The sequence below is a fragment of the bacterium genome (genome assembly GCA_016716565.1).
Taxonomy (GTDB): Bacteria; Bacteroidota; Ignavibacteria; order Ignavibacteriales; family Ignavibacteriaceae; genus IGN2.
This window is the reverse complement of record JADJWC010000002.1, coordinates 849,872-866,851: the sequence shown is the minus strand read 5'-3', so window position 1 is coordinate 866,851 and position 16,980 is coordinate 849,872. Positions and strand designations below refer to the sequence as shown.

At 36.3% G+C, this 16,980-nt stretch carries 14 protein-coding genes; 11 read left to right on the top strand and 3 right to left on the bottom strand.

Annotated features, from left to right (window positions below):
* Nucleotides 1-35: 35 nt before the first annotated feature.
* The gene (locus IPM14_10760) at nt 36-1,856 is read right to left on the bottom strand and encodes a T9SS type A sorting domain-containing protein (GenBank protein ID MBK9098573.1); all 1,821 of its coding nucleotides are present in this window, start codon (nt 1,854-1,856) and stop codon (nt 36-38) included.
* Between the two features lie 591 nt (nt 1,857-2,447).
* On the opposite strand from IPM14_10760, the gene IPM14_10755 reads away from it, so the two are divergent.
* Nucleotides 2,448-2,897 (top strand): HEAT repeat domain-containing protein, encoded by a 450-nt coding sequence (locus IPM14_10755; GenBank protein MBK9098572.1) that lies wholly within the window; start codon nt 2,448-2,450, stop codon nt 2,895-2,897.
* Between the two features lie 33 nt (nt 2,898-2,930).
* Entirely contained in the window at nt 2,931-4,028 is a 1,098-nt protein-coding gene (locus tag IPM14_10750; protein MBK9098571.1) for a glycoside hydrolase, read from the top strand.
* A 99-nt stretch (nt 4,029-4,127) separates the two neighbouring features.
* Here the strand turns inward: IPM14_10750 and IPM14_10745 are convergent, their stop codons facing one another.
* Nucleotides 4,128-4,946, bottom strand: a complete 819-nt coding sequence (locus IPM14_10745) for a phosphatase PAP2 family protein (GenBank protein MBK9098570.1) — start codon at nt 4,944-4,946, stop codon at nt 4,128-4,130.
* Nucleotides 4,947-5,067: 121 nt separating this feature from the next.
* On the opposite strand from IPM14_10745, the gene gnd reads away from it, so the two are divergent.
* The 5 genes from gnd (at nt 5,068) to IPM14_10720 (ending at nt 11,046) form a co-directional block, all read left to right on the top strand.
* Nucleotides 5,068-5,970, top strand: coding sequence for a decarboxylating 6-phosphogluconate dehydrogenase (gene gnd, locus IPM14_10740; GenBank protein MBK9098569.1), 903 nt, complete (start codon nt 5,068-5,070; stop codon nt 5,968-5,970).
* Between the two features lie 16 nt (nt 5,971-5,986).
* The gene (zwf, locus tag IPM14_10735) at nt 5,987-7,516 is read left to right on the top strand and encodes a glucose-6-phosphate dehydrogenase (GenBank protein MBK9098568.1); all 1,530 of its coding nucleotides are present in this window, start codon (nt 5,987-5,989) and stop codon (nt 7,514-7,516) included.
* A 3-nt stretch (nt 7,517-7,519) separates the two neighbouring features.
* Nucleotides 7,520-8,245: a 6-phosphogluconolactonase gene (gene pgl, locus IPM14_10730; protein MBK9098567.1), complete on the top strand. Its 726-nt coding sequence runs from the start codon at nt 7,520-7,522 to the stop codon at nt 8,243-8,245.
* Nucleotides 8,246-8,317: 72 nt separating this feature from the next.
* Nucleotides 8,318-9,421, top strand: a complete 1,104-nt coding sequence (gene tal, locus IPM14_10725) for a transaldolase (protein MBK9098566.1) — start codon at nt 8,318-8,320, stop codon at nt 9,419-9,421.
* Nucleotides 9,418-11,046 (top strand): glucose-6-phosphate isomerase, encoded by a 1,629-nt coding sequence (locus tag IPM14_10720; GenBank protein MBK9098565.1) that lies wholly within the window; start codon nt 9,418-9,420, stop codon nt 11,044-11,046. Before tal ends, IPM14_10720 begins: the two co-directional genes overlap by 4 nt.
* Here IPM14_10720 and IPM14_10715 read toward each other — a convergent pair.
* A complete protein-coding gene (locus IPM14_10715; GenBank protein MBK9098564.1) occupies nt 11,043-13,211 on the bottom strand; it encodes a cation:proton antiporter in 2,169 nt (722 codons plus the stop codon). The two genes, IPM14_10720 and IPM14_10715, sit on opposite strands and share 4 nt — an antisense overlap.
* 368 nt (nt 13,212-13,579) lie before the next feature.
* On the opposite strand from IPM14_10715, the gene IPM14_10710 reads away from it, so the two are divergent.
* Genes IPM14_10710 through IPM14_10695 form a run of 4 tightly spaced genes read left to right on the top strand, consistent with a single transcriptional unit; the run spans nt 13,580 to nt 16,877 of the window.
* On the top strand, nt 13,580-14,614 hold the full coding sequence (locus IPM14_10710; protein MBK9098563.1) for a 4Fe-4S dicluster domain-containing protein: 1,035 nt from the start codon (nt 13,580-13,582) through the stop codon (nt 14,612-14,614).
* A 21-nt stretch (nt 14,615-14,635) separates the two neighbouring features.
* Nucleotides 14,636-15,457 carry an FAD/NAD(P)-binding protein gene (locus IPM14_10705; protein MBK9098562.1) on the top strand — a complete coding sequence of 274 codons (822 nt, stop codon included), beginning with the start codon at nt 14,636-14,638 and terminating at the stop codon, nt 15,455-15,457.
* Nucleotides 15,454-15,954 carry a 4Fe-4S binding protein gene (locus IPM14_10700; protein ID MBK9098561.1) on the top strand — a complete coding sequence of 167 codons (501 nt, stop codon included), beginning with the start codon at nt 15,454-15,456 and terminating at the stop codon, nt 15,952-15,954. The genes IPM14_10705 and IPM14_10700 overlap by 4 nt, the downstream gene beginning before the upstream one ends.
* A complete protein-coding gene (locus IPM14_10695) occupies nt 15,951-16,877 on the top strand; it encodes an NADH-quinone oxidoreductase subunit H (GenBank protein ID MBK9098560.1) in 927 nt (308 codons plus the stop codon). Before IPM14_10700 ends, IPM14_10695 begins: the two co-directional genes overlap by 4 nt.
* Nucleotides 16,878-16,980: the final 103 nt, after the last annotated feature.

The window sequence follows — 16,980 nt, the reverse complement described above, 5'->3', positions numbered from 1 at the left end:
AATTAAGAGTAAATAACGATAAAAAACCAGATTATCTATTTAAGCAAAATCATTTTCTTACAAGACAAGAAGTCATTGACTCTTAATGAATAAAAATATACTCCACTTGGTAGAATACTTCCATCAAATTTTACCGAATAATTACCCTGCGATTTTTCCTCATTAACAAGGTTTAACATTTCATTTCCCAGAAGGTCATAAATTTTAATTTGAACCAATCCTCTTTCCTTTATCGAGTATGATATAGTTGTGAAAGGATTAAATGGATTAGGATAATTTTGAAATAAACTATAACTATTACTCAGATTGTTGACATTTTCCACCGAAGCGGTAGGATCAGTGGTCCAGCACACACCACGATCTTCAGTGCCAGCAATTAGTTTCCCATCATTGTCAATAATAAAACTATTGGTACCATTAAATTCGGCGAGACCTGAATTGAAGAGTGTCCAATCCTCTCCATTGTTCGTAGACCTGAATACTCCATTAGCACCAGCAACAAAAATTGTGTCTATTGAATTTATAAAAATGTCCATAATTGGACTCCAAATTTCAGTTGATACTTGAGTCCAACCACTACCGAAGTCCGTTGAACGATAAATACCATACCCTGAATTTTCAGCAAATATATGTTCCTGTGAGTTTACAGCGATGGAAATTACCTGTCTATATTGAGTCCAACCATTATTTAAATGTGTCCAATTCAATCCATGATTGGTAGAACCAAACACTCCGTCTGTTGTTCCAATATAAATGTTACCTGATGTTGCAATTGCTATATCCTCGATTCTTGTTACTGTTAATCCTTCATTTATTGGATTCCATTGTAAACCATAATCCGTTGTATAAAAAATTCCTCCATTATCAGTTCCAACAAATGCTTCACCATTCAAAATTAATTTAAGTGCTGTAATGTGTAAATCAGTCAGTCCATTATTTCTTTGAACCCATGTTGCTCCAAAATCAGTAGAGTAATATATACCTCCACCATAGCTTCCAGCAAAAAGATTATCTTCCTCATCCAATTCTAATGCACTTATTATTGTTCCATCAAATGTTGCGGTAATATTCAACCATTCTTGACCTTGATTCGTTGTTTTAGAAATTACAGGAAAATTTCCTTTCCCACCGGCAAAAACAATCCCGGTAGAATTAGTTGCAAGTGATAAGATCCGGGGGTAATCAATAGGAAGACCAACGACATTCCAATCCACACCTGCATTTGTAGATTTTCTGACACCGGTCAAAGAACCAGCAAATAATATTTCATTTGAAAAAAAACTTAAACAGTTGCTGTCAGTAAGTGAGCTTATCTGCAACCAGGATTCTCCTAAATTAGTTGATCTGTATATGCCAAACTGACCTTGAATATAAAGACTTCCGTCTGTAGAGACTTTAACGAAATGAAAGAATACAGGACAACTTGCACCAAATTGCTCCCAGGTAAGGCCTTGATCTGTAGAACGATATCCAAAAAATATTGAAGATGTACCTTCACTAAGTGTTAGAAAAAGATTGTTTAATGCATCGCTTGTAAGATGAGTTACTTTATAAGGCGGAAGCCCGCTGAGACTTATCCAGTTTAAACCATTATTAGTTGAACGATAAATACTCCAATTTAAATAGGCATACACATCACCGTTACTACAATTTAATACTCCATTAATGACTGTACTGGAAAATCCGGAATCAATTCTCTCCCAATTATCTCCAAAGTCCATTGATCGATATAAACCTTGTGAAGTTGCTAAAAAAACTAAATTATCAAGAGTAGAAGTCACTTCATTAAAATATGCAGTAGGTAATCCGTTAGTAATTTGAGCCCAATTAGTTCCTTGGTCTGTTGATCTAAACATAAGTTGGTACGATGTGGCAAAAATATATCCATTTGGAGATGAGCTAATAGAATTTATAGAATAGCCATTAAGGCTTGAATTACTCCAAGAATTCCCCAAATCTGTAGAATAATATACCCCGCTGTCTATAGTTCCCACGTACAGGTAACCGTTCAAGTCAATTGTTTCGCATTGAACATAACCACCTAAAGTATGTGGGCCGTTTGATTGTTGCCAGATGTTTTGTGATTGGATTAAAGTAGAAAACACAAAAAAAGAGCATAATACTTTTATCATTGCATTTCTCCTTTAGCTATTTCCAAGAATTTATCTTAGTACTGATGCATTTTCCCAATTGATTATTCATCATCTTTGACTGAAGAAGTACAAAATCAATGTTGCTTCGAATTCACATCATCAACTTAGCCATCATTTGATCAATTGTAAAGAGCTGACAAAACGGTCAAAATCTTAAAATCCTGATCTACCATGACAACTTTTTAAAATTCCTTACTTTGCCATGACCCCTGTTGCACTTCAAAAGAGTAGTTTTCTAGTGGAAATAATGATTAACTGTTCTACTTAAAAACTTAAAGACAGGAGGAAAATAAAATGTTGAACGAAGTGAAATCCCGCTTTGCGGGAAGAACTAGCCGATACTTAACAGCGGTTCTTTTGGCAGCATCACTAATGGGAAGTGGATTTGCACAGAAGAATTCCATAAAGGACGTTACTCCAAACAAGCATGCCCTGGAAAACCTGGCTGCAGGAATACATTCCGAAAATGATGGTGTTAGAAGAAGCGCAATATATCTTGCTGGTTACTACCGGATAACTGAGGCAGAGGGTGCATTGATAGATCAGCTTAAGTTCGAAAAAAATGCAAACACAAGGATTCTAATATCTTTAGTTCTTTATGAATTAGGCAGTGAAGAAGGATTGCTCGAAGTGAAAGATCTTTCACTGAATGATGAAGATGCCAAAGTTAGAAGAATGGCTGCTCAGATCTATAATGAATATTTGGTAAATGATGCAGCAAGTACGGCTTTCGTTAATGAGTAGTATTTTACAGATGAAATTAAAATCTTTATCATAATGAAAAAAATATTTGTTTGTCTTGGGGTAATATTATTTGTTATAACTGGCTGCAAGTCAGAAAATGATAATCAACAGGAGTTTGACACTCAAGCCTTTTTTAATGAGTTTGATAAAATCAAAAGTGCTGTTGATAAAAACTTTATTAATCTCGAAGGCAACTGGAGATTCTCAATTGGTGATGATTCAGTCTGGGCTTCACCGGATTTTGAAGACAACAGCTGGGAAAAAATAAAAGTGCCTGCTATGTGGGAAGACCAGGGTTTCCACGGGTACAACGGATATGCCTGGTACAGAAAAACGTTTGAAATCCCGAAAGAATTGATCGGAAATAATTTTGTATTAAATGCCGGATTCATTGATGATGTTGATCAAACTTATATTAATGGAAAACTAATTGGAATGTCTGGTGGATTTCCACCACAGTACGTTACAGCGTATGATGCATACCGTGAATATTATATCTCAAAAGAAATTTTAAAAGCAGGTAAGAACACAATCGCGATCCGTGTTTACGATGCTCAGCTTGGCGGTGGAATCGTCAGAGGGGGTGTTGGACTTTCACCAATCAATCAAAATGTAGGACAAGTTGCTTATCTTGATCTTGATATTGATCTGAGAGGAACATGGAAAATTAGTATTGGTGATATCAGCGATTGGAAAAATCCTGACTATAATGATAAAGATTGGGAAGAAATATTCGTCCCCGCATTCTGGGAAACTCAGGGATTTAAGGATTATAATGGATTTGCCTGGTACAGAATGAAGTTTACTTTGCCTGAAAAATATGCAAACCAAAAAATGGTTCTTATGCTTGGAATGATAGATGACATTGACCAAACTTTTGTCAACGGTACTCTCATTGGTTCAACCGGTGATTGGAGTTTTGACATTGTTCCGACAAACTTCAACCAGAATTATGAATGGATTACAATACGCGGATATTACATCCCCGATAATGTTTTACTTCCCGGAAAAGAAAATACGATAGCTGTTCGTGTTTACGATGGGTTTATGGATGGTGGAATCTATAAAGGTCCTATAGGGTTAGTGACACAAGATAAATATCGTGAGTACTGGAAGAGTAAAAGAAATTAATGTTTCGAATTAGCAAATCACAAAAATCAAATCACAAATAATATTTAATATCCGATAAACAATTTCTGAACTTAAATATTGAGATTTTGTGTTTAGAATTTATTTGTTATTTGATGATTGATATTTGGGATTTTTGTTCAATATTAAGAATGTCAAAATTATAAAGAACGATCCGAACAAAACATCGGAAGCATAATGTGCACCAATTACAACTCTGCTGGAAGCTAAAACAACTGCCCATATTAAAATCAAAAATAGCACCGAATATCTTATCCAAGATTTTTTATTTACCAGAAGAATTAACAATGGCAGAAGTATCCATCCCATTGCTGCATGACCTGAAGGGAAAGAATCAAATCCGGTAAATCCTTGAGGTAAATACCAGGGAGTGAATTGTGAGAATGCAGCATCAAGTTCTCTGAAACGGACTCTTCCCCAAAGATATTTCACAATCTGAATACAAATTACATATCCAAACAAAGCTACAGCCACAACTACTTTTGCAAACTTGATTGCAATTACATTCTGCACTTCTGTTTTCGAATGCAAAACAATAAAGATGATAATATTTATCGCAAAGGCGATGCTTAAAAAAATTATTAAATGATCAGATACTGCTTGTCCGAGAAGAATATCAAACAAATAAAATATCAATCCGTTGCTTACTAAAAAGAAAACTACCTTCTGGAAATATGGCCAGATGCCCGTTTGCTGATTTATGAATGAATAGTAAATAAATATTCCGCTGAGAATTACAAGAATACCGGGAATCATTCCGTAATCTTCAAGAAATTTTGCCCAAGCTGAGTTCTGATTTACTAACTGCTTTGAAATATCCAGATCATAAATTCCAAAAATTACCGCAAGTATTATCCAAACCAGCAGAAGCATTAAAAAGTTAATTTTAAATTGTCTCATTTTCCCTTTTATTGATACTAATACTGAACATCTTTTAAATTGATTACAAATATATTACTCATTAACTTTATTTAGTTATTATCACATAAAAACTAACAAATAATACTTCGGAGAATTTCAGATGAAAATTGGATTTATCGGGCTTGGCAAAATGGGATTGAATATGGTCCACCGACTTTTAAAGGATAATCATGAGATCGTTGTTTATAACAGATCAAAAGAACAGATATTAGAAGCCGAAAAACTCGGCGCAAATACTGCTGAATCAGTTAAAGATCTTGTCAATAAGCTTGAAGGAAGAAAAGTAATCTGGTTAATGGTACCTTCAGGAAAACCTGTTGATGAAAATATTGATGCACTGCTACCTCATCTGAAAAAAGATGATATAATTATTGACGGAGGAAATTCTTACTTTAAAGAAACCATATCCAGATCAGAGCTCTGTAAGCAGAAAGGAATTAATTATATCGATTGCGGAACGAGCGGCGGTATTTGGGGATTGAAAGAAGGATATTGTCTGATGTATGGAGGTAACAAAAACGCAACGAATTATTGTGAACCAATATTCAAATCCCTCGCTCCTGAAAATGGTTTTCTCTATTGTGGTGAATCTGGTGCCGGACATTTCGTCAAAATGGTTCACAATGGAATTGAATATGGAATGATGCAGGCTTATGCTGAAGGATTTGAGATACTGGAAAAATCACAATTCAATATTGATCTGACTGCTGTTTCTAAAGTCTGGCAGTATGGAAGCGTCGTACGATCCTGGCTTCTTGAGCTGGCTCATCTTGCATTGGCTGATGATGCAAAGCTCGAAAGTATTAAAGGCTATGTTCAGGATAGCGGGGAAGGACGATGGACTGTTCAGACAGCAATTGAGTTGGATGTACCGGCTCATATTATCACCTCATCTCTATTCAATAGATTTCAATCACGTCAGGATGAATCATTCGCAATGAAGATGCTGGCAGCACTGCGGAATCAGTTCGGCGGACACGCAATTAAAAAAGCAGACAATTGACTAATAAAGTTTAATCATGAAAAAACCTGATAATCACATTCTCGTAATCTTCGGCGCTTCCGGTGATCTTACTTTCAGAAAGTTAATACCAGCCGTCTATGATTTACACAAGCAGAATCTATTACCGGAAAAATTTGCTGTGATCGGTGCAAGCAGGACAGATTTATCTGATGAAAAATTCAGAGAGAAGATGAAAGCTGGAATTAAAAAATTTGCCAACTATAAAGAGGATAATGAGCAGGTAGTAAATGAATTTCTGAAAAAGCTTTCATACATATCTGTAGACACTGAGAACAAAGAGGATTTCCAGAAATTAAAAAATCATCTTGTGAAGCTTGATAATGATTTGGGAACAGATGGAAATTTCATTTACTATCTCTCAACTCCGCCTTCATTATATGGTGTGATTCCATGTTTACTTGGAGAAGTAGGACTGAGCAATAGTGAAAATGGAAGCTGGAAAAAGCTTATTGTTGAAAAACCCTTCGGATACGATCTTGAGTCGGCATTGGAATTAAATAAAAAGTTATCAAAATATTTTAAAGAAGAACAGATTTACCGAATTGATCATTACCTTGGTAAAGAAACAGTGCAGAACATTTTAGTCACTCGTTTTTCAAATGGTGTGTTTGAACCTTTGTGGAACAGGAACTATGTTCATCATGTTGAAATTACTTCGGTAGAAAATATTGGAATTGAAAACCGTGGCGGTTATTATGATTCATCCGGTGCATTGAGAGATATGGTTCAGAATCATTTGCTGCAGCTTACGGGTCTTATTTCAATGGAACCGCCTTCTTCTTTTGAATCAAATGCAATCAGGAATGAGATCGTAAAAGTATTTCAGTCTTTCAGGCAATTTAATGGCAAAGATATCCAAAAATATTCTATCAGAGGACAATATACTTCTGCAACTATTAAAGGGGAAAAAGTTCCCGGCTATCGTGAAGAGAAAGGTGTTGAAAAAGATTCACGAACTGAATCGTACGTTGCGATGAAATTATTTATTGATAACTGGCGCTGGGGCGGTGTTCCATTTTACATTCGAACAGGCAAAAGAATGCCGACAAAGGTTTCCGAGGTTGTAATTCATTTCAAACGAACTCCTCATTTTCTTTTTTCGAATCAGGATCAGGTTAATTCCTGTAACCAGTTGATTCTTCGCATTCAGCCAGACGAAGGAGTTTTGTTTAAAGTCGGTATGAAAGTTCCGGGACAGGGATTCAACATTCAAAATGTAAACATGGATTTTCACTATTCAGACCTTTCTAACGCATATTTGCCGACAGCTTATGAACGTCTTCTACATGATTGTATGATCGGTGATTCGACATTGTATCAACGCGCTGATGCTGTTGAGGCTGCCTGGAAATTTGTTGATCCTATTTTAAAAGCTTGGAAAAATGATAATAACATTCCTGTTTATGGATATCCTGCAGGAACCTGGGGTCCTGAAAAAGCCGATGAAATGATTGAAGGAAAAAACATGACCTGGCGTTATCCCTGCAAAAATCTTGAAGGCGATGGAATTTATTGTGAACTGTAGACGATGATAAAAGTTTTTAAGAGTAAATCAGAGCTTGCAAATTATTTCTGCGTGGAGTTACACAAGCTGAGCAGTACAAAAGCAAAAATTTTTATCGCTCTCTCCGGTGGGAGTACGCCGAAGATTATTTTTGAAATACTCGCATCTAATTACAAAGAAAAGATAAACTGGGAGAAGTTGCACTTATTCTGGAGCGATGAAAGATGTGTTCCTCCCACTGATGATGAAAGCAATTTTGGAATGACGAAAAAGTATCTTCTTGATAAAATTAAAATTCCGGAGGGAAATATTCATCGGATAAAAGGCGAAAATGATCCGGAGACTGAAGCAAAACGATATACCGGAGAAATTGAGAAAATCATTGAGTCAGCAAATGGATTTCCGAAATTTGATCTAGTTATGCTTGGAATTGGTGAAGACGGACATACGGCTTCAATTTTTCCTGATCAAATATATTTATTGGATTCTGATAAAGTTTGTGATGTCGCAATTCATCCTTCAACCGGACAAAAAAGAATTACCATAACCGGTAAAGTGATAAATAACTCTGATGCAGTAAGATTTTTAGTTACTGGAGAAAGTAAGTCAGGCATTATTCAAAAAATATTGGAGGAGAGAAAAAAAATATATCCGGCTGAATTTATCAATCCGCTGAGCGGAAATTTGCATTACTATATTGATAAAGAAGCATCGGTATTATTGGATAAGCGAAAGATATCATTCATCTAAAATATCATTAACTTTAAATAAACAATTTGAATTGAAAAAGTTGAACTATAAAAAATCATATAAAGGTAAACTATGAGTAAGTTAAATAAATTAGCAGAGCTTGGGCAATCAGTATGGCTTGATTTTATAAGCAGGAAACTGTTAACGAGCGGCGAACTGATAAAGCTGAGAGAGATGGGTTTAAGAGGGATGACTTCAAATCCTACAATATTTGATAAAGCAATCTCGAAAAGTTCAGACTATGATGAAGACATCAAACGTCTTGTTTTAAAAGGATTATCTGTTGAAGACATTTATGAAAAGCTTGCATTGAAAGATATCGGTATTGCTGCAGACGAAATGAGAAAAGTTTACAATGAAACAGACGGTCTCGACGGCTACATTAGCATTGAAGTTAATCCACTTCTTGCTAACAATTCTGAAGAAACAATCAAACAAGCAAAACATCTCTTTAAAGCTTTAGGCAGACCAAATATCATGATAAAAATTCCTGGAACAGATGAAGGACTGCCGGCAATTACTGAGGTGCTTGGATCCGGAATAAATGTGAATGTAACATTAATATTCAGTACTGATAGCTATAAAAAAGTTGTCGAAGCATTCATGGCCGGATTGGAAAAGTACGATGCCGCGGGCGGAGATATTAGTAAGCATGCCTCAGTTGCATCATTTTTTGTCAGCCGTGTTGATACAGCCGTTGATAAAGAGCTTCAATCAAAAGGGAATAAGGAGCTTCTAGGAAAAATTGCGGTAGCAAATTCAAAAATTGCTTTTGATATTTCCGAAGAGATGTTCAACAGCGAAAGATGGAAAAAGCTTGAAGCTAAAGGTGCAAGAAAGCAAAGACTTCTCTGGGCAAGTACAAGTACAAAAAATCCCGATTATTACGATCTTCTTTATGTGGATACTCTGATCGGTCCTGATACTGTAAACACAATGCCGCCGGATACCATACAATCTTTTATCGATCACGGTAAAGTTGATCTGACATTAAATAAAGGTATTGATGAAGCAAAATCTCAGCTTAAAGAATTGAAGAAACTTGGAATTGATATCAATAAAATCACCGATAAACTTTTAGTTGACGGAGTAAAATCCTTTTCTGATTCCTTCGAATCACTTCTCGGAAGTCTGAAAGAGAAAGTAAAAAAGATTAAGGCAGAGGTTACTGTATGAAATACGAATTAGGTTCGTATTCCGGGATTATTGAAGAAAAAATTGATCAGCTGGAAAGTGAACGAATTATAGAACGGATCTGGGAAAAAGATTTTACGCTTTGGGGAAATTCACTGGAAGAAATTTCAAACCGGCTTGGCTGGCTTGATTGTTTGAAGGTTACGCGAAAATCTTTTCCTGAAATAAAATCTTTTGTAGATGAAGTCCGAAACGAAGGATTCACTAATGCACTGTTGATGGGAATGGGCGGTTCCAGCCTTGCACCCGAAGTATTTCGTTTAACATTTGGAGTTGAAAAAGGTTTTCTTGACCTCCACGTTTTGGACAGCACACATCCCGAAGCAATTTTGGAATATGAAAAGAAACTTGATCCGAATAAAACACTTTACATTGTTTCCACAAAATCCGGCGGAACAGTTGAGACGATGTCATTTATGAAATACTTTTTTACAAGCATTTCGAAAAAACTTGGTAAAGAGAGTGCTTCAAAACATTTCATTGCGATTACCGATCCGGGAAGTGGATTAGAAGAGACAGCAAAAAAACTGAACTTCAGGAAAATATTTTTAAATGATCCTGATATCGGAGGAAGATTTTCTGCACTATCGCTTTTCGGGATTGTACCGGCTGCTTTGATCGGTGTCGATATCGAAAAGTTATTTAATGAAGCTTCAAAGATGGAAAGTGAAAGTATACTCATATCTGTTGAAAAGAATTCCGGAGTAATGCTTGGCGTAATTCTTGGTTCTCTTGCTGCTTCGGGAGTTGATAAAGTTACATTTATCACTTCGCCAAAGATTCAATATCTCGGTGGATGGCTGGAACAACTTATAGCCGAAAGCACCGGTAAAAATGGCAAAGGAATTCTTCCTGTTGATCTTGAACCATCAGTATCTGTTAATCAATACAGCAAGGACAGAATATTTGTTTATATCAGACTATCAGGAGACAATTCATTTGATGAAAACGTAAGTCAAATCAAGTCTGCTGGTTTTCCATTAATTGAAATAGAGATGAAAAACGTTTACCAGCTCGGTTCTGAATTTTTCAGGTGGGAGTTTGCAACAGCTGTTGCCGGTTACATTATGAGTGTGCAGCCGTTTGATCAACCAAATGTTGAATCTGCAAAAGTAATTGCAAGAAATATGGTGAAACAATTTCAACTGAAAGGAAAACTACCTGAATTGAGCACAGGAAATAATGATAACAATCTTTCATCTTTTCTTTCTGATTTGAAAAGCGGAAAGAACTACGTAACAATTCAGGCTTATTTGAAACCTGATGACAAAACTTGGCAGCAGCTTCAGCAATTGCGATTGAAAATTTTACAGAAGTATAAAGTAGCTACTACACTTGGTTACGGACCAAGATTTCTTCATTCAACCGGTCAATTGCATAAAGGCGATGGTGGAAATGGTTTTTTTATTCAATTCATTTCAGAAATTGGAAAAGATGTACCAATACAGGATGAAGCAGGAAAAGACGAATCATCAATTTCATTTGGAACACTTATTAAAGCACAAGCATTAGGCGACAGGCAGGCGTTGATAGATAATAATAGAAAAGTTCTCTCGATTGATCTTGGAAAAGATGTTATTGACTCATTATCTAAGTTAACTGTTTAGGCACCGTTAACAACGAGAACAGGGCAAGTGCAGTTATTTAATATTCTTTCGACACGGGGACCAAGGTAAAGTTTATCTGTTCCCGGTCTGATATCGGTTCCTAAAATTATCAGATCAAAATTCTTTTCACGGGACATCTTTAATATTACTTTATCAGGGTCTTCTCCGATTTCAACTTCAGTGAATGTATTGACGTTAAGTGACTCACCAAGTTTTTTCAATTCATCAACAATCTGATAAGCGAAAGATAATCTTCTTTCCGTAACTGTGCCTTCAATATCCAATGATGCAAAATTGTCCTTACTTTCAACAACATTAAGAATGTGAACCTGATCATGATCGTGGTAAGCAATTCCAAAAGCAACTTCAGCGGCTCTTTTCGATGCGAGACTGCCGTTCGTTGGTACAAGAATTCTGCTTGGTCTCCAGTCCTCTGCAACATTACTGCTTTGGACAACAATGCTCGGGCAGGGTGAAAGTCTTACAAGATTATCTACAATCGGATTAAAAAGCATATCGGAATTTTTTTGTCTCTCGGTCGCACCGACTATAAGCAGATCGTAATCTTTTCTTACTTCTTCAAGTATGCTCTCCAATGTGTTTTTACTCTCAGCTATCTTCTTTGTTACGGGAAATTTTTTGAAGAACGCGGACAGCGTATTGAGAAACTGCTGACTTTCTGCTTTGTCTCTCTCATCAGAGATAGTGAGTAGTGTTACATCCAGAGAAGTTTTTCTACCTATTCTTTCAAGAATTCGAGCTTCAATCATTTTTGATAAGCTAACCTTGTTCATTTCCCTACTTCTTACAGGAAGGAGGACACGATGAACTCTTACAAGTAAATTATCACGAAGCAGTTCTTCCTGTTGAAGTCTTTTTAATTCATCAGCTTCTGGTTTGACATGGCTAAGCGTCCATCTTAACATAACTGGAGCCATCAGAGATGTTACAACAGCAGTTATGATAATTAGTGAATAAATTTCCTGTGATAGAATACCGAATGAAAGACCGATAGTTGCGACAATAATTTGAATCGCACCTCTTGCGTTTAGACCAGCTCCAAAGCTAAGAGCAGTCCAGTGATCTGCTTTTGTTAAAAGTCTTGAACCTAAGTAAGCTCCTAAAATTTTACTTACGATAGCTACAACAATTAAAGCTGCACCAATAAGAAGAAGATCAGTTCTGAACAAATCGAGAAGATTAACTTTTAATCCTGCACCTGCAAAAAATATCGGTGCAAAAATTCCAAATGCAATGCTTTCGATTTTTTCTATCGAGTCCTTTGGAATTGATGGAAGCTGAGCTAAAATAATTCCTGTAACAAAAGCTCCTAGTACTGCTTCGAGATGGATGGCTTGAGCAATTGCGCCAAGCGTGAAAGTAAAAACAACTACAACTGTCAGAATTTTATCGCGGGATGATACTTTATTTAGAGTGAATGAAATAAAATACTTAACAAGTAGTTTACCGAAATAAAAACTAAGCAAGACAAATAATATTACTTTACCAAACGAATAAGCAATTGTACCGGCAGTAATTGCCTCCCCTCCGATTAATCCTAAAACGATTGATAAAAGTATCCAAGCTGCTGTATCATCAATCATACCTGCGGCAATTGTTATCTGTCCGATGTCTCGCCTGATAAGTTTTAAATCAATCAATACTTTTGCAATAACAGGAATTGCAGAAAGTGAAATAGCAGTTGCAAGGAACAAACCGAAGATTATTCTTTGAGACGGATCAACTAGAAAATGATCCGGGATATATTGGCTGAAAAAATAACCTGCAGAGAAGGGTATCACTAAGCCACCGAATGCAGTTGCAGCAGCTTTCTTTGAATGATGTTTAATTAGTACAAGATCAGTTTCAAGACCTGTTATCAGCAGAAGGAAAATTGCACCGATTAATGTGATAACTTCAAGAAGATTGATCTGCATTTCAGTTGCAGGTATAATCCATCCATGAATAAACGGGAATAAGTTTCCCAACAAAGAAGGTCCGAGAACGATACCGGCAAGAATTTCACCGAGCACTGCCGGCTGGCCGATTTTCTGAGAAATCTCACCAAATATTCGGGCAGTAAGAAGCAACACAGTAATCTGAATAAGTAATTTCAGAATATCGTTATTGATTGCAGCGTGAATTATTTCAGCAGGAATTGTCATTCAGTCCAAAAAATTTGAATTGTCAAAATAATCTTAAAATTTTTTATCAAGGTAATCAAATTCACTTTCACTTTAAAGAAAGAACAAAGTTGAAAATAAATATTGTATGAATTCTTTAATGAACTTCCTGAAGTTGGGGCTGTATCTCAAAGAAATGGAATGATCGTTACCCATTTATTATTAATTGCTAGTTGCTAAAAAATGCTGATTATGAGCTAAATTCGAAACATTTTAGTTGTTTTTCGAAATTCCAGCAGATAAGTTTGATGAGTAGAATTAAAAATTAATTGCAAAGTCTTGAACAGATTTCCGAATAGCTAACGGAATTATAGTCTTGTTCAAACTATCAACAGACAGGAGGAGGATTGATGATAGTTAATAAAAATGATTTCCATTCCTTCCTAAAAAAAGTAAATAATGGTTTGGGCAACATCAACGAAGTTATTGTTCCTTACCGTGCACGATCCGATGATGAAAATCCATCCTTTCATTTCCAGCGCTTTGAAGAAAATAAAATACTATTTTTAGATTTCTTCAGAACAATTGACCCGATAAAAATTCTCTTCTATCTTTTCCGCGAAAAAGTTTATCCGATTAAAAACAAAAACCTAAAAAGAGTTATCGTTGGTGTAAAAGCCTGCGATCTGAAAGCACTTCACCTGCTTGATAAAGCCATGCTGCAAAGTGGATTTGTTGATCCTGCCTACAAACAATGGAGAGACAACTCACTTATCATTTCTTCAGATTGTGATTATCTACACGAAACATGCAGCTGCAATCTTGTCAATGGTCATCCTTTTCCTGAAAATGGATTTGATTTAAACCTGTCAGTGATTGGTGGAAATTATTTTATCCAGATTGGTTCGGAGCGCAGCCAGGAATTTGTAGAACTGATGAAAAAAGAAATTACGGTTGCTAATTCAACTGTTTCTGATATTGAAATTGTAAAAGCAAATCGTGAAAAAGTATTTAATCGACTTATTGAAAAAAATAATAATCTTACACATTCAGGTGATTTTTCTGAAATCAGAAAAGTTGAACATAAAAGTTGGGAAGAAGTCTCTGAAGCATGTATCGGCTGTGGTGCCTGCACAAATATATGTCCATCCTGTTATTGCCTGATCCTTAATGATGAGTCAACGGACAAGGATTTTATTAAAGTCAGGTCATACGATTCTTGTCAGTGGTACGGTTATGCGAGAGTTGCAGGTGGTGGAACACCCAGACCAAAAATGACCGAAAGATTTAGGAACAGATATCTGTGCAAGTTTGATTATATGTACAAAAACTTTGGTGAGTTTGGATGTACAGGCTGCGGAAGATGCACTGAAGCTTGTGCAGCAAAAATTGATTTTCGTCAGGTTGTTAAAAATGTTAGCTCTGTAGCTCAGGAAGTAAACTAAAAAAATTTTCCAGGAAGTTTTATGCAAAATCCGTATGAAGTTATTCCTGCAGATGTTTATGAAGTGATTCAGGAATCACCTCTGATAAGAACATTGAGGTTTAAACCAAAGAAACCAATTACCTTTAAAACAGGACAGTTCATAGAAGTTGGAATTCCGGGAATTGGTGAAGGTCCGTTTACTCCGTCCTCATCTCATTACATTGTTGATGATATGGATGTTACAATTATGAAAACCGGATTCTTAACAGAACAGGTACATAAACTCCACGCAGGTGCTACAATTGGAATACGCGGTCCGTTCGGTTCGAATTATCCTCTTGAAAAATTTAAAGGGAAAGATGTTTTAATTCTTGGCGGCGGCTGCGGACTTGCACCACTTCGTTCTCTTTTCTTAACAATGCTCCATGACAATAAGGATTATAACAGCATAACTTTTCTTGCCGGTGCAAAAACTCCTAAAGATTGTATCTACAAAGATGAAGTTAGTGAATGGAGAAAATACGATAACGTTAGATTCATACGCGCTGTGGATGAAGTTCCTCCAGGTGAACAGTGGGCAGAAGATGTCTGTCTGGTCACAAAGCTCCTGCAAAAAATTAATATGAAGCCTGATGGCAACCCTGCAATTGTTTGCGGACCTCCAGTTATGATGAAGTTTGGAACATTTGATTTGCTGAAGTACGGTTACAAAGAAGAAAATCTTTATCTATCGATGGAGAAGAAAATGTATTGCGGATTCGGACAATGCCGACATTGTGTTATTGGTGGTTATTATGCTTGCAAAGATGGACCTGTCTTCACTTATGATCAGATTAAAAATGAGGAGGCAATATGGGATTGAAAAGATTATACATCGATATCCCGATGCTGATGAACTCAAATGTTAATGCGGAAGACATTCACTGTGAATATATGTTCCATCAAAAAAATCACGGTGCATTCAGTCTCCTCGAAGTAGCTGAGTTTTCTGCTTATTGCAGACAGTGTAAAGAAGCGTTCTGTATCGATGCATGCCCGAAGGAAGCACTTGAGCATCAGGAAAACAGAATGATAAAAAGATATAATATGCGCTGTGTCGGTTGTAAAAGCTGTGTGCTTGCCTGTCCCTTTGGAACAATCTTTCCTGAAGTTATAAACTATGTTACTTCAAAATGCGATTATTGTCTGAATCAGCTTGAGCAAAATCCTGATTATGAACCAGCCTGTGTTCAAACTGCACCGGCAAATTCTTTTGTGATGAAAGAAGTAGTTGAAGATCATAAGCAAAATATTTTCTATGTTGGAAATCATCTGGCAGTTAGAACTCCAAGCTGGCTGAATAAGGAGGGCAAATTATGAACTTTGAATTATTCTTTTACCTGCTCGTGTTTCCCGGATTTTTATTCACAGCAATACTTGGATTAACAGTCGGCTGGGTTGACAGAAAAGTATCAGCAAGATTTCAGTATCGTGTTGGTCCGCCATTCCTTCAGAACTTTAATGATTTTTTTAAGCTGCTTGGAAAAGAAACGATAGTTGTAAAAGACGGCGTTAAATCAATGTTTGTAGTCGCACCGTTTATTTCATTTGCGATGCTTGTTCTTGTTTCTGCAATTGTCGGAACTTCACTATTCTTTAATATCAGCTTCGGTGGAGACTTGATTGTAATAATGTATCTGCTTATGATATTTTCTGTGATGGTTGTGCTTGGCGGATCTGCATCTGGAAATGTTTATTCGAGTCTTGGTGCCGGAAGAGAAATAAAACTTCTGCTTGCTGATGAACTTGCATTCATTCTGGTTTTACTTGTTCCGATAATCAAATCAGGATACCAGATCAATCTTGGAAATATTTTAGCTGCTCAGGCAGATGGAATGTTTATCGGTTCTGCTTCTGGAATAATTGCTTTTATAATTGGTTTGCTGTGCATTCAGGCAAAGATGACATTACCTCCATTTCATATTCCTGAAGCTGAAACAGAAATTGTTGAAGGACCATTTATGGAATACAGTGGTCCGCCGCTTGGTTTCTGGAAGCTGAATCATTTTATGATGTATGTAGTTTTTCCGTTCCTGCTTGTCTTGTTGTTCTGGGGAGGATTCAGTTTTAATGGAATAGAAATTTTGTGGAGCGTTCTCGAATATTTATTAATTGTCGTGTTGATGATCATCATCAAAAACACAAATCCGAGAGTTAGAATTGACACAGCACTAAACTTCTTCTGGAAGTATGCAACACCTTTAACATTGATTGCAATAGTGCTGGCTGTATTTGGATACTAAAAGAATGTCATTGCGAGGAGTCCTGGATTGACAGGATGACGAAGCAATCTTTTATGTGATATTAAGCTCGTCGAAGTGTGATTAAATAAAATGATGTCAGTCT

What these genes read in the sequence shown, in the direction of transcription:
- IPM14_10760 (MBK9098573.1), bottom strand. Translation starts at nt 1,856, where the DNA reads ATGTTTAGATCAACAGACCAAGGAACTAATTGGGCTCAAATTACTAAC.
- IPM14_10755 (MBK9098572.1), top strand. Translation starts at nt 2,448, where the DNA reads ATGTTGAACGAAGTGAAATCCCGCTTTGCGGGAAGAACTAGCCGATAC.
- IPM14_10750 (MBK9098571.1), top strand. Translation starts at nt 2,931, where the DNA reads ATGAAAAAAATATTTGTTTGTCTTGGGGTAATATTATTTGTTATAACT.
- IPM14_10745 (MBK9098570.1), bottom strand. Translation starts at nt 4,946, where the DNA reads ATGAGACAATTTAAAATTAACTTTTTAATGCTTCTGCTGGTTTGGATA.
- gnd (MBK9098569.1), top strand. Translation starts at nt 5,068, where the DNA reads ATGAAAATTGGATTTATCGGGCTTGGCAAAATGGGATTGAATATGGTC.
- zwf (MBK9098568.1), top strand. Translation starts at nt 5,987, where the DNA reads ATGAAAAAACCTGATAATCACATTCTCGTAATCTTCGGCGCTTCCGGT.
- pgl (MBK9098567.1), top strand. Translation starts at nt 7,520, where the DNA reads ATGATAAAAGTTTTTAAGAGTAAATCAGAGCTTGCAAATTATTTCTGC.
- tal (MBK9098566.1), top strand. Translation starts at nt 8,318, where the DNA reads ATGAGTAAGTTAAATAAATTAGCAGAGCTTGGGCAATCAGTATGGCTT.
- IPM14_10720 (MBK9098565.1), top strand. Translation starts at nt 9,418, where the DNA reads ATGAAATACGAATTAGGTTCGTATTCCGGGATTATTGAAGAAAAAATT.
- IPM14_10715 (MBK9098564.1), bottom strand. Translation starts at nt 13,211, where the DNA reads ATGACAATTCCTGCTGAAATAATTCACGCTGCAATCAATAACGATATT.
- IPM14_10710 (MBK9098563.1), top strand. Translation starts at nt 13,580, where the DNA reads ATGATAGTTAATAAAAATGATTTCCATTCCTTCCTAAAAAAAGTAAAT.
- IPM14_10705 (MBK9098562.1), top strand. Translation starts at nt 14,636, where the DNA reads ATGCAAAATCCGTATGAAGTTATTCCTGCAGATGTTTATGAAGTGATT.
- IPM14_10695 (MBK9098560.1), top strand. Translation starts at nt 15,951, where the DNA reads ATGAACTTTGAATTATTCTTTTACCTGCTCGTGTTTCCCGGATTTTTA.